The organism is Ekhidna sp. (genome assembly GCF_039940915.1).
Lineage (GTDB): Bacteria > Bacteroidota > Bacteroidia > Cytophagales > Cyclobacteriaceae > Ekhidna.
On the sequence record NZ_JBDVFO010000003.1, the window covers coordinates 600,918 to 620,880 of the forward strand.

A 19,963-nucleotide genomic window follows, 5' to 3' on the forward strand; every position below is an offset into this window, starting at 1 on the left:
TGCTAAAAAATTAGTTTCTTTTCCTAGAGCCAACGAATACACTATTTTATTGGAATTTTGACGGGGGTTAAATCTGATATTGATTAAGTTTGCCTCGTTTTTTAGACGTTCTCCCAAGTAAGAAATATGTCTCAGACAATTAAGCTGAAAAAAGGTTTTAACATAAACCTAGCCGGAAAGGCAGAAAATAAAACAATTGAAGTCACTCAGCCGGACACATTCGCGCTAAAACCAACCGATTTTAGTGGCCTAAGCCGACCCAAACTTGTTGTGAAGGAAGGTGATAATGTAAAAGCCGGAACGCCTGTTTTCTTCGAAAGAAATGTAGAAGATATCCTTTATACTTCACCAGTAAGTGGAGAGATTGTGGAAATCAAAAGAGGCGAAAAAAGAAAAGTACTTGAAGTAAAAATCTTAGCCGACAAGCAGATTGAATTTGAAAAATTCAAAACCTATTCTGCTTCAGAAATTGATGGTCTTTCGAAAGAAGACGCACTTGAGCAGTTGAAGCAGTCCGGCGGATGGGTGAATATCATCCAAAGGCCTTATGGATGTGTTGCAAATCCGGACGATAGCCCAAAGGCAGTTTTTATTTCAGCATTTGATAGTAGTCCATTAGCACCCGATTATTCATATGTCCTTCAAGGACAGGAACAATTTTTTCAAGCTGGTATAGATGTACTAAAGAAGTTTACCTCTGGTATCATTCATCTGAATGTTGATGGGGCAGAAGAGGTTTCGCAACTTTTCTCAAACACCAAGAATGTTCAACTAAATAAAATAAGTGGTCCGCATCCTGCGGGCAATGTAGGAGTTCAAATCCATCACATTGACCCTATTGCAAAAGGAGATATTATTTGGACATTGAACCCGATTGGAGTAGCGATGATTGGTAAGCTGTTCATCGAGGGTGTTTATGATACTTCCAGATTGGTAGCACTCACAGGTTCACAAATGAAGGAAAGAGGCTATGCGAAGTTATATGCAGGTGCGTGCTTGAATAAGCTTGAAGTAGAAGGAGAAGACAATCGATTCATCTCAGGCAATGTGCTCTCTGGTGAAGGAGTTGGAGCTGAGGGCTACCTTGGATATTACCAGAATCAAGTTACCGTAATCCCAGAAGGAAAGTATGAAGAATTCCTTGGCTGGATTTTGCCAAGTAAAAAGAAGCTCAGTTTCCATAAGGCATTCGGAATGTTGACTTTCCTCAATGGAAAAGACAAAGAATTTGAAGTAGATACTAATACGCATGGTGAAGAGAGAAATTTCGTGATATCCGGAGCATTTGAAGAAGTGATGCCGATGGATATTCTACCGACGTACCTATTCAAAGCGATCATGGCGGAAGATTACGATGACATGGAAGCTTTGGGTATTTATGAAGTGGTAGAGGAGGATGTAGCGCTATGTGAGTTTATTGATATTTCTAAAAACCCTCTTCAAGAAATACTTAGAGAAGGAATTGAATTAATTAAAGAAGGATAAGCAGGAATGAAATTTTTGCAGAACAAATTCGATCAGATAAAGCCACTTTTTGAAAAGGGAGGCAAATTCGAGAAGTTCCACACCATCTATGAGGGACACCGGACAATCTTTTTTGCACCGGATATCATCACTGGGAAGAAAGGAGCCCAAATCAAGGATGCCACGGACCTCAAGCGATTGATGTTTACCGTAATCATCGCCATGATTCCATGCCTGATCTTCGGAATGTGGAACGTGGGTCACCAACATTTCATAGCTACTGGTGTAGAAGCTTCAATTCTTGACAAATTCTGGATAGGCATCCTGAAGGTTGTGCCAATCATCGTGGTATCATATGGAGTGGGCCTTTTGACTGAATTCATTTTTTGCGTGATCTACAACCGTCCCATAGAGGAGGGTTTTTTGGTTACCGGAATGTTGATTCCATTGATCATGCCTGCAACAATTCCACTTTGGCAAGTGGCCATGGCCACAGTTTTTGCAGTGGTTATTGGTAAGGAAGTATTTGGTGGTACAGGAATGAATATTCTCAATGTGGCACTTACGGCTCGTGTATTCTTATACTTTGCATACCCTTCTCAGATATCAGGAGATGTTTGGACATATTTGGGTGACAAAACCCCAGTAGACGGATTTTCAGGGGCAACGATTTTGGCCTATGGCGCAGAGGCTGCCGCCAATGGAACCGATATGATGCAAGCAGTATCAGGGCATTGGTATGCAGGAATGTTTGATTTCTGGAACCTGTTTGTAGGAATCATCCCAGGAAGTATTGGAGAAACATCTGTGATCATGTGTTTGATCGGAGCATTTATTCTCATTGCCACTGGCGTAGGTAGCTGGAAGATCATGCTGAGCGTAGTGCTTGGAACATTGGCAATGGGCGGCTTGTTCAACCTTACAGGAGGAAATAGTTTCATGGAAATGCCAGCTTACTATCACTTAGTAATCGGTGGGCTTGCCTTTGGAGCTGTGTTTATGGCTACTGATCCGGTAAGTGCCTCGCACACAGAAACAGGAAAATGGATCTACGGATTCCTTATCGGAGTGATTACGGTATTGATTCGGGTTGTAAACCCGGCATATCCGGAAGGTATTATGTTGGCGATCTTGTTCATGAACGTGTTCGCCCCACTTATTGATTTTTATGTTGTAGAAGCAAACAAAAAACGAAGATTAAAACGTGCGACAGTCTAATTTATATGTGATTCTATTTGCCATTGGTCTTACCGTGGTATTTGGAGGTGCACTTTCCCTTACCTCAGTAGGGCTGAAGCCATTGCAAGACAAGCAAGTGGAATTGGATACCAAGAAGAAAATTCTTGGAGCTGTGATGGATATCTCAACCATCGAAGATCCCAATGAGATTCTTAGAATCTATGGCGAAAAAGTAAAATCAATAGTTGTCGATATCAATGGAGATGAAGTCACGACTGATGCTAAAGGAAATCCAATTATAGCTGAAAAGGTAAATATTCAGAAAAATTCAAAGTTGGATCCTGAAGATCGCAATTACCCTGTTTTCATATTTTTGGATGACTCTGGAGCGATTGAATCTTATATTTTTCCAACGTTTGGATCAGGCCTTTGGGATTGGGTTTCCAGCTACATCGCGCTTGAAGGAAATCTAAATACCATTAAGGGGATCGCATTCGATCATAAGAGTGAAACACCAGGTCTGGGGGCAAGAATTACTGAGCCAAAAGTGCAGAATCGATACATCGGTAAGCAGATATACAATGCACAAGGTGAACTTATGAGCATCACCATGGTGAAAGGTGAAGGAAATACAGGTCTTGGTGATCACGAAGTTGATGGAATGTCAGGTGCTACCATGACAGCAAAAGGACTCAATGCCATGCTGGAAAAATACCTGGAATGCTATTCCGCATTTATCGAAAAAACTAAATCTCAAAACAGCTAAAATATGAGTACTGAAGTAGCAGAAGTGTCAGAAGAAGCAGCTGTAGCATTAAAAACAAAAGAGCCTGCAGAGCCCTTATTCTCAAAAAGAAGAAAGCGAATTGTATCAGATCCTCTCAATGAGGATAATCCCATTACGGTACAAGTTTTGGGTATTTGTTCAGCTTTGGCTGTAACTGTTCAGTTCAAGCCGACAATGATCATGTCTATTGCGGTAATCTTTGTTATCGTATTTTCAAACCTCATTACCTCGGTAATGCGGAAGATCATACCAAACAGAATCAGAATTATCGTACAGCTTGCAATCATCGCAACTTTGGTAACACTGGTGAGTGAAGTGTTGAAAGCGTATAGCTACGACATGTATAAAATCTTAGGAGCTTATGTTGGACTAATCATTACAAATTGTATTGTGATGGGTCGTCTGGAAGCATTTGCAATGGCAAATAAACCATATGATTCCATCTTAGATGGATTTGGTAGTGGTTTTGGTTATGCATGGATTATTCTAGTTGTGGCCTTTTTCAGAGAATTACTGGGTGGAGGTACGGTATTCATAGGTACGCCACTTGAGTTTGATGTGTACGGATCATTAGGAGGACTCTTAGGAACCACACTTCAAACCAATGGTTTGATGGTTGATTCCATTGGAGCATTCATTCTTCTGGGAATGATCATTTGGATTCAAAGAAGTAAAAACGGTTACGTAGAGCACTAACCTAGCGCCTTCGGGTGCATTGAATGAAAATAAAACAGATATCTAAATAATTAGTATCAAAAAGAGTGACCTGAAAGTTGCTCAGAGAAAGACAAGAATATGGAAGCAATTAATATAGCTATTAAAGCGATTTTCATTGATAATATGATCTTTACATACTTTCTAGGTATGTGTTCCTTTTTGGCCGTGTCAAAGAAGGTAAAAACAGCCGTTGGATTAGGAATGGCCGTAATCTTTGTTCTTACGATTACAGTTCCAATTAACTGGCTGATTCAGGAAAAGGTATTGAAAGAAGGTGCGCTAGCCTGGTTGGGAGCTGACTTTACGAGCATTGACCTTACATTTCTTCAGTTCATCATATTCATTGCGGTAATTGCGGCAATGGTACAGCTTGTTGAGATGGTCATTGAGAAATTCTCACCATCTCTTTACGGCTCACTCGGTATATTCTTGCCATTGATTGCGGTAAACTGCTCAATTTTAGGATCATCACTTTTCATGGTTCAAAGAGACTATACAATCGTAGAAGCTACAGCCTTTGGCTTTGGTTCAGGTACAGGTTTCTTTCTTGCCATCATCGCACTAGCAGCCATCCGTGAAAGACTCAAATACTCACATGTACCTGACGGTCTGAAAGGATTGGGCATTACCATGCTTATCACCGGCCTCATGGGCTTAGCTTTCAAGTCATTTATTGGCGTAGCTCTTTAAAATCTTTATATTCAACAAAAAAGGGTGTCTTTCACCCTTTTTTTATGTCTTTTCTTTAGGTGTCTAGCACCTTTTATTTTACTAATACAAAACAAAAAAAACATTATGAAAAAGACTTTACTAACTCTTTCTCTTGCATTTATCTCAGTCGTGGCGTTTAGTCAGGCATCTGTATCTGTAGGAATCAAAGCAGGGGCAAACTTTGCAAACACCAATATTTCAGGGTCTGAGTCTATTACAGCGTTGCACGCTGGTGCTTATGGCTTATTTAAGTTTGCCAACCTTGGAGTACAGCCAGAAGTATTGTTCTCAAAGCAAGGTTCTAGCTTCAGCGGTGGAGGTGAAGTAAACCTGGACTATGTGAACATACCTGTGATGTTAAAATTTTATTTACCTGCAGGTTTAAATCTCCAGGCTGGACCTCAGTTTGGAGTTCTGTTAAATGCAGAAGACGAAGATGGAACAGACTTGAAGAATGGACTAAAGAATTCAGACCTTTCAGCAGCTCTAGGTGCAGGATGGGATGCTCCATTTGGATTACAAGTTTCAGCCAGATACGTATTGGGTTTATCTGACCTTAATGATGGCATTGGTAGCGAAGTGAAAAACAAAACTTTTCAACTTTCAATAGGCTACAGTTTATTCAAGCTAGGAAAATAGACGTTTAAAGAAAACTATCGAAGAGAGCCGGAGCATTTTGCTTCGGCTTTTTTTGTGAAGCAGGAATTACATCCGATTCTTCTCGGTTCCTGATATTAGATAGAACGAGGATGAAAGCTAGCACTATGCCTCCAATGACAATCAATATTTGCTTTCGGTTACTCAAGGTTAGGTTTCTTAGATAAACATCCAGGAATCCTAAACCCTTATTTCAACGATCATTTAGCGTCCAGTCGTATTCTTGAAATTCAACTTTGTAGTCAGTTGGGACTTTATAAAACCTGTACAGATTTACATATTGAAGCAAGGATCCTGCAGCTTCATTGAATTGGTCACTATACCAATCGAAGATTTTATTGAGCGTTACCTTTTTGTTTTGCTCATCTACATAGACGTAGTTTGGACGATCGATAATCAGTGATGCTCTAAACTTTAGCTGTTCTTGAAGTTTATCTGGATAGAAGGCGTTATCATACAAAAAGGGACAACTCCTTGCACCACAGCCCAAAGCAAAATGTATTCTGGGGTCTTTTGTTGGTCCTATAAGTCGCGTGAATTCGATACCATCGAGGGTGATCGCTTCGCCCGCTACCTTGAACGTTTTCACCTTAAAAAAACCCTTGACGTCCATTGGGCTGTTGATTGGGTAGTTGTCTGTGATCTGTTTTATTACAAGAATGTTATAAGCATTGATATAAAAGGCAGTTTGATGATCTTGCGTAGAATCTTTCGGGTTGTAGTTGGCGATTGCATTTACGAGTGCATTCAATCGCCCAGGATTCGTTTTCAGCTTTTCATAGTCCACCAGGCCGAATACAACCTCGTCTAAAAGGAAGCTATTGAATTTGTTAAATATTGTGGTAGTATCGCGGGATTGTCCGAAAGAACAAATCGAACATGCTGTACCTAAAATGAATAAAAACTTTCTCATACCTGTTAGCAATATAGAAATAAAACGGTGCAGGGAAAATTTGTTAGATGGCCTGCATACATTATGATGTGAAATGTATTTCACCAGACATCATGAAGGGAAAATTAATTTAATAAAGGGCTGAAAACCTCCAAAAATGGATCTTTATTAACAACTGTATAATAAAATATGGCACCCAGCCAACCATGAAATATCCCAAGAACGAAAAGATTTCGTTGCCTAAGGTGGATGTAAGTATAGAATATCGATAAAATAAACGTCCCAATCATCAGCCAGGTGTAAGGATAGTGAAGCGCTCCAAATAGTGCCGAGGTGACGATAATGATGGTAGTGCTTTTAAGATTTTTTAGTTCTTGCATATTTCCGGCTACCAGTGACATGAGCAGGAATTGCTGAAGGGTACCGAAAAGAGGGTAGAGGATTAGAATCGGTATGATGTGCCAATGAACGTTTAGCGTATGTTGAACACTCCCGATAATCAGACATGCAATTATGGCCGATATCCCAAACGGGAGTACTTTTTTTAGCACTTCTGTGAAATTATCTCTTCTAAAACCCCACTCTTTGGTTATGGTTGGGTTTTGTTTGATTCGTGTATATATGTAGGTCCCCCAAAAGGCAAAAAGAATGAGAATGAATAGTAGGCGCTGATCAAGTATGTCATAAAAGAGAAACTTGCCTAAGACAGTGATAATGACGGAAACTATTTCGAATTTTTGATACTTCCTGCGGTGCATAAAGTGTAAGCGTATCGTAAATGAGGCATTAAAAATTGATTAACGCAAAAAGATCATAAGGTGTATGGGATTTAGTCAGTAATCGAGTGAACAAAATCAGAAAAAACCTTTTTGTGCCGTTCAAGATCCATATGTGCTGAAAGTGCTACGCGAGCAATGTAGTCTTTATCGCCCTCCTTGGTTGTGCCTTGAGTAGATGTTGCAGGGATCGTCCAGTAGCACCCTTTTAATTGTCCATAACTCACACAATACTTACTTTCATGTGGAATTTGGGTGATCATTGAATTAATCAGTTGATGATTCAATGCTCTCTTATAAGCTTCTCTTTCTTCAGCGGTATTTCCCTTGGTAGGAAGATCCAGCGAAAAAACGGATGGGGTAAATCCTTGTTGGGCCAAACTTTCAGAAACAAAATTAATTTTCGCCTCTGGAAGTTTATCGCTGATGAAGTTTACAAATTCCCGAGTATGCTTATAGGCAGCACTTATTCTTTGATTCATAGATGGTAATTGCTTAGCTAGTATCTCCATTTGCAGATCGGTAGCTTCGTTATCACAAAGTCTAAGATGTAATCCGATTTTTCCCATCAATGCCTTGGCTTTCTCGTTTCCTACGCAATAGCCAGCAGTACACAGTCCACCACTTGGGAATTTGGATCCGCTTACATAGGATATAGCTCTGACGGATGATAGCGTTGCGTCTTTACCTAGAAAGTGCACATTTGGACAAAATGTTTGATCTAGAATAAATACTGGATCAATGGCAACATGATCAGTTGCAGTTTTTCGTTCTCGAGTTAAGACCTCTTTCAATTGAATCAGATCTGGAACTTCAACTCTGGGGTTGGTAGGGATTTCGGCAATGATGTAAGGGACGGCATCTTCGGCGGCAATGTCATCCAAAATGGTGTCAATACTTTTAGCCATGTCATTACCATCATCTACAGGTAGATCCACTACTTCCACATGATCGATGCAGGCAGCAACTCTTCTGGCTTGATCATTTGTGCCACCATAGCAGTTTGGGGGAACCACAACTTTGATCGCCTTCCCCTCATGATTTTCCAACGCATCTTGAGTGAGCCCCATCATTATCGCGTATTGAACAGAAAGTCCACTAGAGCCAACCAATGCATCAATGTCTACATCAGTAATGCTCTTGACTGAATCTAAAACCAATTTTTTATCAATCGCAATATCACCTGTGCTGTTGCTTAAAGCAGACTGTCCTGTTAGTAGTTTTAAAGCAGACAGGCAATTGGCTGGCGTCATGGCAATGGTTTCTCGCCTTCTTACATGCTGAATTTCGGAGATGTACTTTTCATTTAGCTCGCCATTGACGGAAACGACGCTTCCAAGATGAGCATAGCTGTTAATATAAAAGTCGATAGCAGGTGCAAGTCTGGTCGCGCCAATTGTATCTTTCTGTGAAAAGAAGATAATACTCCCATCAAATGGAGGAATTCCCTCTTGGCTTTCAATCTTTTCTAATTCACATCCATACCCATAAACGTTTCGTACTACTTCTATGTCAAAGTCGGCGGGTAGATCATCGGTATAAGCGAGAAGGGTGTTTTTTTTCTCAAACAAGTTCTTTCTTAGAATGGCTAAAATCGGAATGGTTTGAGAAGAAAAACTGATTACGTTTTCTGATTTCAGGCTATTTATGTGAGCAATACTCCATTCTAGGATACAGGACAAAGGATGACCCAGGCGAATATAATCGTAAGCTGTAGGTAATTCGCTGAGTGCGTGGGGTTGGGCATTGCCGGCGCTGAATAAATGCTCAAACTGATCTAGGAATTGAGTTTTAGCTAATGACTCATCATAGATATCCAATCTATGAGTCGTTAGATTAAGCCAGTCAGATGGCATATTATCTAATACCTCCTTGATGTAATTCAGTATTTTATCTTCTCTCATATTGTTCACCTTTTTCGAAAGGCCGAAATTATATATTAATTGTATTTTTTTTCGGAGAGTTAAGGCGTTTTGTCGCGTGGGATAAGCTGACTAAATCCAGTCTGTATTTCATCCGTCATCTTTGAAAATAGCCTTATCCCAATTTCTTAATTCATAATATTTGGCTTTAGGTTTCCCAGTCCAACCATTGATGCCTTTTCTTGGCAGAACAACAAGGTGTATCCATAAGACCGGCAGGTATAAAAGACCATATGTGATTAATGCGATTTTTTGTCCAAAGAAATGAGATAGACTGATGACAAGAATGAGAGCCACTACATATTTAATGAGCTTTCTTATTTTAGGTGTTCGCTCTTCAAAGTGACCCAAAAGAATATGTCCCAATGCGATGGAGCTACTAACTATCGAAATTTCAAACCAAATCGTATTTGTATCCCACATTTTGAGTTGTTCTTTATTGCCAAGTCCAGATAGTGCAAGCCGCTAGGCTTTCGTTATTATCCAAGTTTTAGAATGCGCCTTGCACCTTGAATGATCAAAAGAAACACAATGGTTCCAATGATCAAATCCGGTTTGTTCGAGTCTAGCCAGTTCACCAAGATTCCAGCCGCAATTACTCCTAAATTAATGATTACATCATTGGAAGTAAATATCATGGTTGCCTTCATATGTGCCTCTTCTTTGCTTTTCGACTGTTGGAGCACATAGAGACAAATCCCATTGGCGAGTAGGGCAAAGATTGAGATGACAATCATGGTTGTGAAGTTTGGTAGCTGCTCTGCTCCGAGAAACCGTCTAAGTACTTCTGCAAACCCGATAATTGCTAAGACTATCTGAAAGTATCCTGCCAGCTTGGCAATTCGTTTCTTCCTTATAATTGTCCCCCCTACTGCGAAAAGACTGATACCATAAACAAATGAGTCAGCCAACATATCTAAACTGTCTGCAACCAAACCCATTGATTTTGAAATCAACCCTGTTGTTATTTCGATTAGAAAAAAAACAAAATTGATGATCAGGACAGTCCAAAGTAGCCTTTTTTGGTTGGTGTTTTCTTCAAATTCAACTTGATGAGTTTTTTCAGTAGACAATTTATGCCCGCCTAAATTCAGTTCGAAGACGGATCGTTCGATTTGATCTAGTTGACCTCTATGGAATACCGTTAATCTCCGATTGGGAATATCAAAGTCCAGATTGGCAATGCTGGATATCCCATCTAAGTTGGTTCGAATCAAACTCTCCTCCGAGGGACAGTCCATTTTTGGAATTTCGAATATTGTCTTCTCCATTTACTACTTACTTCCAACTGGAACTGTCTGCATGAAGCCTTACTAAAGTGGAATCAAGGATTAATTCACAAACTTTTCAGCTGATAATATGCGTCGCAAGATACCATCTGTTTGACTCTCATTGAACCCGATTCCCATTTGTGGATGATAGAGTAGTCTGATTAGATCTTTATCAATTTGAGCATATTCTGTAACCTTAGTTGAGAAACTCTGCTGGAAAATGCTTTCCGAATATAAATGTGAATCTCTAGCTAAGCCCAATGATTGGGTTAATTCCTCTCTCAGCAGATGTTTTTGCTCAGTTTCATTAGCTCTGAAAATGTCAACGTACATATATCCTGTAAATAGCTGGTTTGACCCATTCCAAAAAACGCTGAATAAACCAAAATTGGATGAAATAAGATTTGACAATGATGGAAATATTTCAGCATAAGAATCCCCGGAACCGAAATAGATATAGTAGTTGGACTGAAGTGTGTCACTCACGAGTTCAATTTGAAAATCGGTGGTGGACAATTCATTAATCTCGCTGATTATTACATCCAATTCTGTCAGAAGTTCAGGTGTGGGACTCCCACCAACAAATACGTTCATGTCATTTTTCCAGCGCCTTGTAACCCTGGTTGCATTGCCAAATTCAAATCCCAATGCCACTTCTTTGAAGTAATCGATGACGCTTAAGTCATACGTGCTAAGGTTAACTGACGCCTCATCATCTTTGGAACAGGATACTAAAAAAAAACTTATTGATAATAGAACTAGTACACTCTTTTTCATTGTCTTTCCCTTTTAATGTCAATGTCTGATATGTCCACTACACATTCATGCCTTGCGATGATACTAAGCTAGCGGCTAGATCCAGTTACAATTATAAGAAAGGATGTCTAGAGGAGCAGACTTACTCTTGGGAATGCCTGACATCCGCGACACGAACATTTGTGATCATTTATGTTAAGGTTTTAATATTAACATTGGTAATCGCAGATACCCTAAATCATTACGATGAAGATTTACGATAGTGTATGAATGCAAGAGTCATCGAGCCTAATAAAAATCCGGGAATGATCTGAACTAAGGATCCGTAGATCACTTGGTTGAACAGTGCTTCTTGGAAGGTATTAAAATATAGACCGTAATGTGTCCCCATTTCCAGATGGGAGTCAAGCCACCAAAATAGGGCTACTGGAAATCGGGATATTGGTGAAAATAGTATTAAGCCTAAAAGTAAGACAAGATATGCCTGTTTTTCATCAGAAAGTTTTACTCCCCAGTAAATTGAAAAACCTAAGGTGAGCCAAAGTAAGCCCAAAAGGAAGATGGCATATTCAGGTAGTCCCAATACTTCCAGAAAGAAACGAACGGGCGTAAGAAACATGGCAATGACAATTGGCCACTTCACCAGATCAATGGCTTGCTTAAGCATGCTATTGACATTGCTTGATGGTGGTGTTTTAGATGCTATTCCTGAACTCATAATTTGATAGTTGATTTCAGGGTAAAGCTAATTTGTGAATTGATCAAGCCTTACGTAACCTTCATGACATCTTTACGACATCTTTCAAGCTAATTGTGTGGTAGCTTAAATTATGATAGAGGCTTTTTTAACCAATTTATTGTAGCTCAAAAAGACATTTATCGATATTTCAGTTTTTTGATAAAAAGGGGGCTACTAGATTAATAGCCCCCTCTCAGTCTAGGTTTGTTGCATTACTTCTTGATTCCAAACTCCTGTAGCCATTGTGCTTTCTACATATTCTTTGAAGTCTATCGCTTTTCTTCCAAGTACTCTTTCTACATCATCTGATACTACCTGATTGTCGGCGTTGCCTAAAACCTCCTTGAATAAATAACCAAACAGCCACACATAAGAGTCCGGTAGTCCAGCGGCTTTCATTCCTTCTTTGAACTCTTCAATGGAGATCGGAATGTATTGGATGTCCCTTCCAATCTCCTCGGCCATGATTCTTACGACCTCTTTAAAAGTCATTTTTCTGGGTCCGGTCACTGTGATAGTTTCACCATTGTAGGAGTCATCGATCAATACTTTCGTGACCACATCTGCAATGTCATCTACATCTACGAATGGTATTTCTGCGTCTGGCATGGGTAATGCTACCTGGCCTGCTAGTATAAAATCCAGGAATGCTCCTTCGCTGAAGTTTTGGTTGAACCAGGATGCCCTGACAAGTGTGTAGTTGAGGCCTGAGTTGGCAACAATTTGTTCACAGATCTCTGCTTCGGCTTCCCCCTTTCCAGAGAGCAATACTACTTTTTCGAGTCCTTCTTTTAGTGCAGCTTCTGTTAAAGCAGCGATCGCCTCTTTGGCTCCTGGTACTGCCAGGTCTGGATAATAAACAATATAAGCTCTATCCATTCCTTTTAAGGCAGGACCAAAAGTTGAGTAGTCTTCCCAATCGAAAGCAGGAGTGCCTTTTCGCGAACCGACTTTTACCTGGTGACCCAGCTGAGTCAATCCTTCTACTACTCGGCGACCAGTCTTACCGGTTCCTCCGATTACTAATACATTGTGTTTCATTTAGTTATTATTTGAGTTTATATTTTTTTTGTTTGAATAAGGAGCGCTAGCACAGCAAGCACGAAAGAAAGCACCGAAAATATTGTTCGGATCAAATGCAGTTTGTTCCAGCCAGTCTCATAAAATTGTCTGAATGCGGTTATCTTTTGAGCGCTGATCTCACCAGTTTTCAGAACATCGAGTTGATTATTTAATGGGACATTTCCCAATACAGTTACTCCAAATGTCCCTATCAGATAAGTCATAGTAGCTACCAGCATTAATCCAAATGTCCATTTATTAGTATGGAATTCGTAAATGCTTGAAGCGCTTAGAAATATCAGGCTACCAAAAAATATTAGGAAAAATGCAGGATTAAGTATCGCCCGATTGATTGATTGCATTGTTTCGAGATAGTTGACATCCATGACTTTTTTTGTTCCTGGTATTACGGATACTTGCCATGCATAGAATAAGCCTGCCGATAGTCCAGTGAGAACGACTGCTCCAAAAAAGACAATAGATTTTATTGATACATCCATGATTAGAATATTTGCTGAGTGAAAAGCCATTTTTCAAGTTTGCTGTATTCTTCGCCAGTAAGTTTGATCTCATTGCCCTTAGGCATTTTGCGTTCGATGAAGACCATCTTGTAGATTTTAGGTGCACGTTTCACCATATTCTTTTCTTTGAAAATCATAAGGGGATTTTTCTTTCGGTGGCAGACATTGCATTTGGTATCGAGAATTTTAAAGGCCTCTTTTTTTAGTAGGTCAGTCGCAAATGATTGTTCTAATGGATATTCCACTGTGCTATTAAAAGCACTTAACAGAATGAAGCCGGAGAGCAGAATTCCAAACCAGCGTATTGTTTTGAATCTTGTTTTCATTTTAGTTCGTCATTGATTACGACTGTAAAATTGAAAATCCAGGACTTCTTATACTTGACACTTTGTGCCAATCATTTGACACTTTAAGCCAATATGTGAGAAAAGATCAGCTTTTTCGGAATTCGACCGGTGCAAGACCCGTCCAACGTTTGAATGCACGGTTAAAAGCGCTTTGCTCGGAGAATCCGGTTTCAAAAGCAATTTCGGCAATGCTTCTAGATGAGTTTTTTAGGAGGTTTTTAGCAACGCCCTCTTGCGTTTTTTTGATAAGATCTCTGAAAGAGACACCAGCCTCGGAAAGTCTGCGTGTTAAGGTTCTATTACTCATCCCCATGTGTTCTCCAACTTGATGAATGCTGGGTATGCCACTCGGTAGTGAATCCTTTATCAGTTTTTCTACATCGAAGGCAAGCTTATTTCCAACAACTTTCAGTCCCTTGGTTTCTTCCTCTACTCTTTCTAAGAGGAAACGATTGATGCTAGTATCAGCCTTTGCTGTCCTGGTTCTTAAGTCTTCAGTTTTATAAGTGATTGAATAATACGGCTGATTAAAAAGCACAGGGCATTGAAAAGCTTCCTGATAGCTTCCTAAATCTTTTGGCGGTTTATGTTTGAAAGAAACTTGAATAGGGAGAATGTTCTTTTCAGTCATGGCTTGAAGTACCACAACTGTTGCTGATAAGCTAGCCTCCGTTGATAACTCCAAGCCTCGTCTATGCGCTTCTCTATTCAAATGAACATGGGAGAGGTCTCCAGCTTCTTCAATTTGCCATATAAACATATTTGAGAGAAGCCTAAAATAGCGTTCACTTCTTTCAAATATTTCACCAGCCCATGAACAAGTTCTCCAGGAAAGACCCAATACGCCATAATCTTCTATTTTCATTTGCTGACCAACTCTGACCGAAAATCCAGGTCCAAGTTTTTCATCAAGCAGTTCATGGATAGCGAAGAATTCATCTGCTGGAATGGCTTGTAAATCACCTATGGTGTCTATGGGTGTTGGAAGATGCATGAAATCATCTCTAGACATGCCTTCTGCAATGGCACAGTTCAGCATTTTACGATAAAGATTGATTGAGAAGTATTTCATTTCTCCTACTAAGTTATTTCAATAAATACCTTTCAGCATCATCAAGCGCATCTAAGAACTTTTCAGATGTGTCAAAATACTTAATGCTATTTTCTTTGCAGGAAATCTTTATTTGCCGACTATGAACCATCATGTTTTTCACATGATCTAAGATGTATTCATCAGATTCAGCTACCAGCCAATCTTTTTCTTTGTCACTGAAATTCCTTACTTCATGCAATTTTCTATAAACATCAACATCAGTAAAGCCAAGGAAGCAGATGGTCAGCTTATCGGGATGTTTTTTAGATAATTCTACGATTAGTTCGGGGAGTATGGCTTCTCCTTCAATGACACAATCGGTTTCCGCATGAATCATACTCTCCAGCATGGCTTTCAAAAAGCTCCATAATCTTTGAGCTATTTCATATGGAAATAGTTTGTCATGAATGCCGTACTCAGGGATGCCGTTGGTAAATCCCATCATGATCCAATCCAGAGAGATGTATGGAATGCGCTTGCGGACTGATATTTTTTTTGCAGTTATTGTCTTTCCCGATCCGGATGCTCCGCTGATGATGTATAGCACGATATGGTCTCTAGCTCTTTGTGATTTTCTATTTTATGTGCCATAACAGTTTGGCCATGTAACGTAGGCTTGTGTGTACCTAGAGTCTTAGCTACCTATTTTAACTCATCAAATCAACAGTCTCTAAAAATAGATTTCCTTTTATATAAAATCTACGACCTCCTATTGACATCATTGGCTCCCCTTCCAGGTATTCTTCCATTTCAAGCTTTGGAATAATTTCATTTCTTTTCTTGTCAAAAATTAAACAAGAACCATTCTCTAAATGGCTAGCTAATACATATATGCCATCATTAGGCCGTGTTAGGTAATCCGTCATCAATAAAACATCTTGATTATTTGAGTCTTGAATTGCCTGTAGTTTAATTTCATCATACCTTTTGAGTACGCCAAACGGATAGGAGTCAATGTATGTATTAAAATCTGTTTTAATCAAATACTCACTGTTTTCGAACAGAATAACTGTATTTGCGAAAAGAGTAGGGTTGTCATCTGTCAGAAGGTCAATCGACAGAAGGTTCAAATCATTCACTTCTTCCTTGTCACATCCTGCTATCAAAAGCGTCATCAATACAAGGAGAGATATTTTATTAATGCTCATCTTTAGCTGAATTATAATTTCACTTAATGGGTAAATTGATTTTGCGTGCCTCATCAAAAAAAATCAAAAACCATTATATCATTGGAATGATGTTCTTCAAGATACTTTAAAATTTTGATAGATTTTAAAAATCTTCTTTCAGAGAAAACACTCACCATTCAAAAGTAGAACTCTGATAAATCAGTAGACCCGTCCGTCTAAAAAAACAAAACCCCTCATCCGAAGCTCGAATGAGGGGGTAAATGTTTTAGCATTTTTTTGCTAAAACCTTAATATTATTGGCTGCCGCCTCGCGACTAGCAGAATTCGGCGTATACCTGCTCAAGGTGATCGGCGATCATCTCGGCAGACCTTCCTTCGATGTGGTGTCGCTCCACCATGTGAGCCAACTCACCATCTTTGAATAGCGCTATTGCAGGTGAAGAAGGAGGGAAGGGAAGCGTAAACTCACGCGCTTTTTGCGTGGCATCCAGGTCAAATCCAGCAAATACTGTTGTTAAGTTATCTGGCTTTTTCTCAGACTTGTCCAAAGACAATAAAACACCAGGTCTGCACGTGCCAGCGGCACATCCACACACAGAGTTGATCACTAAAAGAGACGTTCCTTTGTGATCAGTCAAGTGACCTTCAACTGCTTCCGCAGAAGTCAATTCTTCAAAACCATTCTGAGTAAGTTGAGCTTTCATCGGAGCTACTAATTCCGCAGGGTACATATTCGTATTGTTTAATTATTCAAATTCAAATTTTCTACATAAAACCCAGTTCCAGTTTTGCTTCTTCAGACATCATATCTGTAGCATAGGGTGGATCGAAGGTCAATTCTATATTCACATCGTTAACACCTTTCACTTCCTTCACGTTCATTTCTATTTCACTAGGAATACTTTCTGCCGCAGGACAGGAGGGAGAGGTTAGTGTCATCACAATCTCCACATTATTGATCGGTAGAATGTTGATTTCGTAGATCAGTCCAAGCTCATACACATCTACAGGGATCTCAGGATCATAGACTCCTTTGATCGCACGGATGATGTCTTCTTTCAATGCCAGGGTATCGTTCGTTGATTTCGTTTCGCTCATGATTCTTGTTTTGCTGAAAGCGCCAGTGCATACATTTTCATTTGCTTAATCATCGCCGCAAATCCATTGGATCGTTGCGTTCCGATAAAGCGATCCATTCCTATTTGCTTAGGAAAATAGATTTCTGCATTTAGAACACTTGCCGGAGACGATTGATTCAACGTCCGTACCAGTAAGCTTACTAAACCTTTGGTAATGGCGGTATTGGAGTCTGCTTTAAACTGAACGCGCTCATTGTCTAGTTCAGCTGTCATCCATACTTTAGATTGACAGCCTTTCACAATATGATCGTCAATATGATCCTCTTCTGGAAGTTCTGCAAGCTCAGCACCTAACTCCATGATATAGTCCAGAGTCATCTCCATATCTCCATCCAACATGGCAAACTCTTCGATGATCTCCTCCTGACGTTGCTTGATTAAATCCATTACTTGAAACGCTCTACAATTTTCTGCAAGGCATCACAGAAAATGTCAATTTCTTCTTTCGTATTGTAAACTGCAAATGAAGCCCTGACGGTTCCGTCTATTTTCAGAAAGTCCATCAAAGGCTGAGTGCAATGATGTCCTGTACGCACGGCTATCCCTTTTACATCCAGCAGTTGACCCAGGTCATATGGATGTACATTCTGCATGAGAAATGAGATAACACTGGCTTTATTGTCAGCAGTTCCGATGGGTGTGAAGCCTGGAATCTGTTGCAGCTTGTCCATCGCATACTCGAGCAACTCGTTCTCGTAGGCCTGAATGTTTTCATGCCCGATATCATCGATGAAATCCATTGCGTATTTGAAAGCGATGACTTCTCCGATGTTGGGTGTGCCGGCTTCAAATTTGTATGGGATATCGTTGAAAGTCGTGCCGCTGAAAGACACATCTTTAATCATTTCGCCACCTCCCTGGTACGGAGGTGTTGCTTCCAAAATATCTCTTCGGCCGTATAGGATGCCGACTCCTGTTGGACCGTACATTTTGTGACTAGAAAGTGCTAGAAAATCACAATTGAGTTCTTGCACATCCAGCTTGACATGAGGAGCAGCTTGTGCTGCATCTATCATCGTAGTAGCTCCGTGCGCGATAGCAAGGTCTATTATTTCTTTAATCGGATTGATGGTCCCAAGCGAATTGGAAACATAGTTGACAGCTACCACTTTTGTTTTAGCACTCAACAATCGCTTGTACTCATCCATCAAAATTTCACCCTTTGCATTGATAGGGATCACTTTGATGATGGCACCTGTTCGTTCAGCCGCAAGTTGCCATGGCACTATGTTGGAGTGGTGCTCTAGTTGCGAAATGAGTATTTCGTCTCCCTTTTTAAGGAATTTGGAACCCCAGGATTGAGCGACAAGGTTGATGCTTTCTGTGGTTCCTTTTGTAAAGATGATTTCATCAGCTTCTTCAGAGTTGATGAATCGGTGAACCCGCTCTCTCGTGGCTTCAAATGCTTTAGTGGAACGCTCGGCTAGCGTATGGATGCCTCTGTGGATGTTTGCATGATCCTTTTCATAGAACTCAACCAAAGCGTCTACTACGTTCTTCGCTGTTTGAGAGGTGGCTGCATTGTCAAAATAGATCAGTGGCTTGCCATTCACCTCCTGATCAAGCACAGGGAATTGTGCTCTGATTTTCGCAATATCTATCGCTGTTGTTGTTATTGCCGACATCAGGTAAGTTTTTTATCGATCAAAGATTGTATTTCATTCCTTACCGACTCAACCTTCACATGCTCCATGGTTTCCAGAGCAAATGCATTTAAGATCATTGCTTTTGCATTTTTCTCATTAATGCCGCGAGCTCTTAAGTAAAAAATGGCATCCTCATCCAACTGTCCGGACGTGCACCCGTGTGAGCACTTGACATCATCTGCCCAAATCTCCAGTTGAGGCTTGGTATGCAAGGTAGCATCCTCCGAAAGAAGTATGTTGTTGTTGGATTGGAAAGCATTCGTTTTCTGCGCATCCTGTCTCACATAGATTTTTCCATTGAATACACCGGTAGACTTTTCATCTAGAATGCCTTTATACAGCTCATTACTATAAGAATTGGGCTTCATGTGGTCCACAGAGGTATTATTGTCCACATGTGATTTCTTATCCAATAAGAACAAGCCATACATGTGACCTTCACAGTTTTCACCTTCCAGGTTGATGGTCAGATTGTTTCTTACCACTGCTCCTTCAAAAGAGAACGTGTTGTTGTAGAAATGAGAATCTCTTGAAACGCTGGCAACTACCGTTTCGTGGCTAAATGTTTCGGCATTGTAATTCTGTACTTTCGTATGATAGCCGAAGGCATTCTGACCAACAGAAAATTCAATGTACGAGTTAGTGAAAGTATGCGTATTAGTTGGAGTAATCAACTTTTCGATGATTCGAAAGGTGTGTCCATTCTCCACTTTCACCTTGATTCGCGGATTAGAGATTCCATTTGTATTGAAATGATATATAAATACTGGAGCATCGTACCCGGAGGTGAGACGTATCTCTTCTTTGGCATAGGCCGTATTCAGCAAACTAAACGGGTCATGTTTACCCTCCGTTACTTCACCAGTTTCAACATTGAGTTTATCAGAAATTCTAGATTGTTCTTTCGAAAGTTCCCCATTGATGAAAACGAGATGGCTTCCTTCTTCTTTGTAAAGTTTCGTAGCGTCTACTGCACTTTCACCACTCATCTCAAATGAGACATTCTTTTCGAGCAGTGAAGTGATGGGTGTAAACTTATAAGCCTCCGATTTTTTATGAGGCAACCCAACCTCACTGAGCATCTTGAAAGCTTCTTTCTGAACCTGATTGCCTTGAAAAGTGGCTTTTAGGTTTTCTAATATGGTCGATTCCAT

Annotated in this window: 24 protein-coding genes; 6 read left to right on the top strand and 18 right to left on the bottom strand. The window is 40.1% G+C overall.

Features of this window, described 5'->3' with window-relative positions:
- Positions 1 to 126: 126 nt before the first annotated feature.
- From ABJF57_RS17675 to ABJF57_RS17700, 6 genes are all read left to right on the top strand, one after another.
- Positions 127 to 1,485: a Na(+)-translocating NADH-quinone reductase subunit A gene (locus tag ABJF57_RS17675; protein ID WP_462232667.1), complete on the top strand. Its 1,359-nt coding sequence runs from the start codon at positions 127 to 129 to the stop codon at positions 1,483 to 1,485.
- A gap of 6 nt (positions 1,486 to 1,491) precedes the next feature.
- A complete protein-coding gene (locus ABJF57_RS17680; protein WP_462232668.1) occupies positions 1,492 to 2,682 on the top strand; it encodes an NADH:ubiquinone reductase (Na(+)-transporting) subunit B in 1,191 nt (396 codons plus the stop codon).
- Positions 2,669 to 3,409 carry an NADH:ubiquinone reductase (Na(+)-transporting) subunit C gene (gene nqrC / locus ABJF57_RS17685; RefSeq protein ID WP_462232669.1) on the top strand — a complete coding sequence of 247 codons (741 nt, stop codon included), beginning with the start codon at positions 2,669 to 2,671 and terminating at the stop codon, positions 3,407 to 3,409. Before ABJF57_RS17680 ends, nqrC begins: the two co-directional genes overlap by 14 nt.
- A gap of 3 nt (positions 3,410 to 3,412) precedes the next feature.
- Positions 3,413 to 4,126 carry an NADH:ubiquinone reductase (Na(+)-transporting) subunit D gene (locus ABJF57_RS17690; RefSeq protein ID WP_462232670.1) on the top strand — a complete coding sequence of 238 codons (714 nt, stop codon included), beginning with the start codon at positions 3,413 to 3,415 and terminating at the stop codon, positions 4,124 to 4,126.
- A 99-nt stretch (positions 4,127 to 4,225) separates the two neighbouring features.
- Positions 4,226 to 4,837 (top strand): NADH:ubiquinone reductase (Na(+)-transporting) subunit E, encoded by a 612-nt coding sequence (gene nqrE, locus ABJF57_RS17695; RefSeq protein WP_462232671.1) that lies wholly within the window; start codon positions 4,226 to 4,228, stop codon positions 4,835 to 4,837.
- Between the two features lie 105 nt (positions 4,838 to 4,942).
- Positions 4,943 to 5,497: a porin family protein gene (locus ABJF57_RS17700; RefSeq protein WP_462232672.1), complete on the top strand. Its 555-nt coding sequence runs from the start codon at positions 4,943 to 4,945 to the stop codon at positions 5,495 to 5,497.
- A gap of 211 nt (positions 5,498 to 5,708) precedes the next feature.
- Here ABJF57_RS17700 and ABJF57_RS17705 read toward each other — a convergent pair whose 3' ends face one another.
- The 18 genes from ABJF57_RS17705 to sufD form a co-directional block, all read right to left on the bottom strand.
- Positions 5,709 to 6,428 (bottom strand): DUF547 domain-containing protein, encoded by a 720-nt coding sequence (locus tag ABJF57_RS17705; RefSeq protein ID WP_462232673.1) that lies wholly within the window; start codon positions 6,426 to 6,428, stop codon positions 5,709 to 5,711.
- A 104-nt stretch (positions 6,429 to 6,532) separates the two neighbouring features.
- Positions 6,533 to 7,165 carry a CPBP family glutamic-type intramembrane protease gene (locus tag ABJF57_RS17710; RefSeq protein WP_462232674.1) on the bottom strand — a complete coding sequence of 211 codons (633 nt, stop codon included), beginning with the start codon at positions 7,163 to 7,165 and terminating at the stop codon, positions 6,533 to 6,535.
- 71 nt (positions 7,166 to 7,236) lie between these two features.
- Positions 7,237 to 9,087 (bottom strand): PLP-dependent aminotransferase family protein, encoded by a 1,851-nt coding sequence (locus tag ABJF57_RS17715; RefSeq protein ID WP_462232675.1) that lies wholly within the window; start codon positions 9,085 to 9,087, stop codon positions 7,237 to 7,239.
- A 108-nt stretch (positions 9,088 to 9,195) separates the two neighbouring features.
- Positions 9,196 to 9,528 (bottom strand): hypothetical protein, encoded by a 333-nt coding sequence (locus ABJF57_RS17720; protein WP_462232676.1) that lies wholly within the window; start codon positions 9,526 to 9,528, stop codon positions 9,196 to 9,198.
- 56 nt (positions 9,529 to 9,584) lie between these two features.
- Complete coding sequence (locus ABJF57_RS17725; RefSeq protein WP_462232677.1) at positions 9,585 to 10,376, bottom strand: cation transporter; 792 nt, start codon at positions 10,374 to 10,376, stop codon at positions 9,585 to 9,587.
- A gap of 60 nt (positions 10,377 to 10,436) precedes the next feature.
- On the bottom strand, positions 10,437 to 11,153 hold the full coding sequence (locus tag ABJF57_RS17730) for a DUF2927 domain-containing protein (protein ID WP_462232678.1): 717 nt from the start codon (positions 11,151 to 11,153) through the stop codon (positions 10,437 to 10,439).
- Between the two features lie 220 nt (positions 11,154 to 11,373).
- Positions 11,374 to 11,850: a hypothetical protein gene (locus tag ABJF57_RS17735; protein ID WP_462232679.1), complete on the bottom strand. Its 477-nt coding sequence runs from the start codon at positions 11,848 to 11,850 to the stop codon at positions 11,374 to 11,376.
- 219 nt (positions 11,851 to 12,069) lie between these two features.
- Positions 12,070 to 12,912: an NmrA family NAD(P)-binding protein gene (locus ABJF57_RS17740; RefSeq protein WP_462232680.1), complete on the bottom strand. Its 843-nt coding sequence runs from the start codon at positions 12,910 to 12,912 to the stop codon at positions 12,070 to 12,072.
- A gap of 17 nt (positions 12,913 to 12,929) precedes the next feature.
- On the bottom strand, positions 12,930 to 13,433 hold the full coding sequence (locus ABJF57_RS17745; RefSeq protein WP_462232681.1) for an anthrone oxygenase family protein: 504 nt from the start codon (positions 13,431 to 13,433) through the stop codon (positions 12,930 to 12,932).
- Between the two features lie 2 nt (positions 13,434 to 13,435).
- Entirely contained in the window at positions 13,436 to 13,780 is a 345-nt protein-coding gene (locus tag ABJF57_RS17750; RefSeq protein ID WP_462232682.1) for a hypothetical protein, read from the bottom strand.
- Positions 13,781 to 13,886: 106 nt separating this feature from the next.
- Positions 13,887 to 14,873: an AraC family transcriptional regulator gene (locus tag ABJF57_RS17755; protein ID WP_462232683.1), complete on the bottom strand. Its 987-nt coding sequence runs from the start codon at positions 14,871 to 14,873 to the stop codon at positions 13,887 to 13,889.
- Between the two features lie 13 nt (positions 14,874 to 14,886).
- Entirely contained in the window at positions 14,887 to 15,441 is a 555-nt protein-coding gene (locus ABJF57_RS17760; protein WP_462232684.1) for a hypothetical protein, read from the bottom strand.
- A 100-nt stretch (positions 15,442 to 15,541) separates the two neighbouring features.
- A complete protein-coding gene (locus ABJF57_RS17765) occupies positions 15,542 to 16,042 on the bottom strand; it encodes a hypothetical protein (protein ID WP_462232685.1) in 501 nt (166 codons plus the stop codon).
- 296 nt (positions 16,043 to 16,338) lie between these two features.
- Positions 16,339 to 16,755, bottom strand: coding sequence for a BrxA/BrxB family bacilliredoxin (locus ABJF57_RS17770; protein ID WP_462232686.1), 417 nt, complete (start codon positions 16,753 to 16,755; stop codon positions 16,339 to 16,341).
- Positions 16,756 to 16,789: 34 nt separating this feature from the next.
- Positions 16,790 to 17,122, bottom strand: a complete 333-nt coding sequence (locus ABJF57_RS17775; RefSeq protein WP_462232687.1) for an iron-sulfur cluster assembly protein — start codon at positions 17,120 to 17,122, stop codon at positions 16,790 to 16,792.
- The gene (locus tag ABJF57_RS17780) at positions 17,119 to 17,550 is read right to left on the bottom strand and encodes a SufE family protein (protein WP_462232688.1); all 432 of its coding nucleotides are present in this window, start codon (positions 17,548 to 17,550) and stop codon (positions 17,119 to 17,121) included. Before ABJF57_RS17780 ends, ABJF57_RS17775 begins: the two co-directional genes overlap by 4 nt.
- Positions 17,550 to 18,788 (bottom strand): aminotransferase class V-fold PLP-dependent enzyme, encoded by a 1,239-nt coding sequence (locus ABJF57_RS17785; protein ID WP_462232689.1) that lies wholly within the window; start codon positions 18,786 to 18,788, stop codon positions 17,550 to 17,552. Before ABJF57_RS17785 ends, ABJF57_RS17780 begins: the two co-directional genes overlap by 1 nt.
- Positions 18,788 to 19,963, bottom strand: a complete 1,176-nt coding sequence (gene sufD, locus ABJF57_RS17790) for a Fe-S cluster assembly protein SufD (protein ID WP_462232690.1) — start codon at positions 19,961 to 19,963, stop codon at positions 18,788 to 18,790. Before sufD ends, ABJF57_RS17785 begins: the two co-directional genes overlap by 1 nt.

What these genes read in the sequence shown, in the direction of transcription:
- ABJF57_RS17770 (WP_462232686.1), bottom strand. Translation starts at nt 16,755, where the DNA reads ATGTACCCTGCGGAATTAGTAGCTCCGATGAAAGCTCAACTTACTCAG.
- ABJF57_RS17755 (WP_462232683.1), bottom strand. Translation starts at nt 14,873, where the DNA reads ATGAAATACTTCTCAATCAATCTTTATCGTAAAATGCTGAACTGTGCC.
- ABJF57_RS17750 (WP_462232682.1), bottom strand. Translation starts at nt 13,780, where the DNA reads ATGAAAACAAGATTCAAAACAATACGCTGGTTTGGAATTCTGCTCTCC.
- ABJF57_RS17775 (WP_462232687.1), bottom strand. Translation starts at nt 17,122, where the DNA reads ATGAGCGAAACGAAATCAACGAACGATACCCTGGCATTGAAAGAAGAC.
- ABJF57_RS17675 (WP_462232667.1), top strand. Translation starts at nt 127, where the DNA reads ATGTCTCAGACAATTAAGCTGAAAAAAGGTTTTAACATAAACCTAGCC.
- ABJF57_RS17740 (WP_462232680.1), bottom strand. Translation starts at nt 12,912, where the DNA reads ATGAAACACAATGTATTAGTAATCGGAGGAACCGGTAAGACTGGTCGC.
- ABJF57_RS17725 (WP_462232677.1), bottom strand. Translation starts at nt 10,376, where the DNA reads ATGGAGAAGACAATATTCGAAATTCCAAAAATGGACTGTCCCTCGGAG.
- ABJF57_RS17780 (WP_462232688.1), bottom strand. Translation starts at nt 17,550, where the DNA reads ATGGATTTAATCAAGCAACGTCAGGAGGAGATCATCGAAGAGTTTGCC.
- ABJF57_RS17735 (WP_462232679.1), bottom strand. Translation starts at nt 11,850, where the DNA reads ATGAGTTCAGGAATAGCATCTAAAACACCACCATCAAGCAATGTCAAT.
- nqrE (WP_462232671.1), top strand. Translation starts at nt 4,226, where the DNA reads ATGGAAGCAATTAATATAGCTATTAAAGCGATTTTCATTGATAATATG.
- ABJF57_RS17715 (WP_462232675.1), bottom strand. Translation starts at nt 9,087, where the DNA reads ATGAGAGAAGATAAAATACTGAATTACATCAAGGAGGTATTAGATAAT.
- ABJF57_RS17690 (WP_462232670.1), top strand. Translation starts at nt 3,413, where the DNA reads ATGAGTACTGAAGTAGCAGAAGTGTCAGAAGAAGCAGCTGTAGCATTA.
- ABJF57_RS17710 (WP_462232674.1), bottom strand. Translation starts at nt 7,165, where the DNA reads ATGCACCGCAGGAAGTATCAAAAATTCGAAATAGTTTCCGTCATTATC.
- ABJF57_RS17700 (WP_462232672.1), top strand. Translation starts at nt 4,943, where the DNA reads ATGAAAAAGACTTTACTAACTCTTTCTCTTGCATTTATCTCAGTCGTG.
- ABJF57_RS17680 (WP_462232668.1), top strand. Translation starts at nt 1,492, where the DNA reads ATGAAATTTTTGCAGAACAAATTCGATCAGATAAAGCCACTTTTTGAA.
- sufD (WP_462232690.1), bottom strand. Translation starts at nt 19,963, where the DNA reads ATGGAATCGACCATATTAGAAAACCTAAAAGCCACTTTTCAAGGCAAT.
- ABJF57_RS17745 (WP_462232681.1), bottom strand. Translation starts at nt 13,433, where the DNA reads ATGGATGTATCAATAAAATCTATTGTCTTTTTTGGAGCAGTCGTTCTC.
- ABJF57_RS17785 (WP_462232689.1), bottom strand. Translation starts at nt 18,788, where the DNA reads ATGTCGGCAATAACAACAACAGCGATAGATATTGCGAAAATCAGAGCA.
- ABJF57_RS17720 (WP_462232676.1), bottom strand. Translation starts at nt 9,528, where the DNA reads ATGTGGGATACAAATACGATTTGGTTTGAAATTTCGATAGTTAGTAGC.
- ABJF57_RS17730 (WP_462232678.1), bottom strand. Translation starts at nt 11,153, where the DNA reads ATGAAAAAGAGTGTACTAGTTCTATTATCAATAAGTTTTTTTTTAGTA.
- ABJF57_RS17705 (WP_462232673.1), bottom strand. Translation starts at nt 6,428, where the DNA reads ATGAGAAAGTTTTTATTCATTTTAGGTACAGCATGTTCGATTTGTTCT.
- ABJF57_RS17765 (WP_462232685.1), bottom strand. Translation starts at nt 16,042, where the DNA reads ATGAGCATTAATAAAATATCTCTCCTTGTATTGATGACGCTTTTGATA.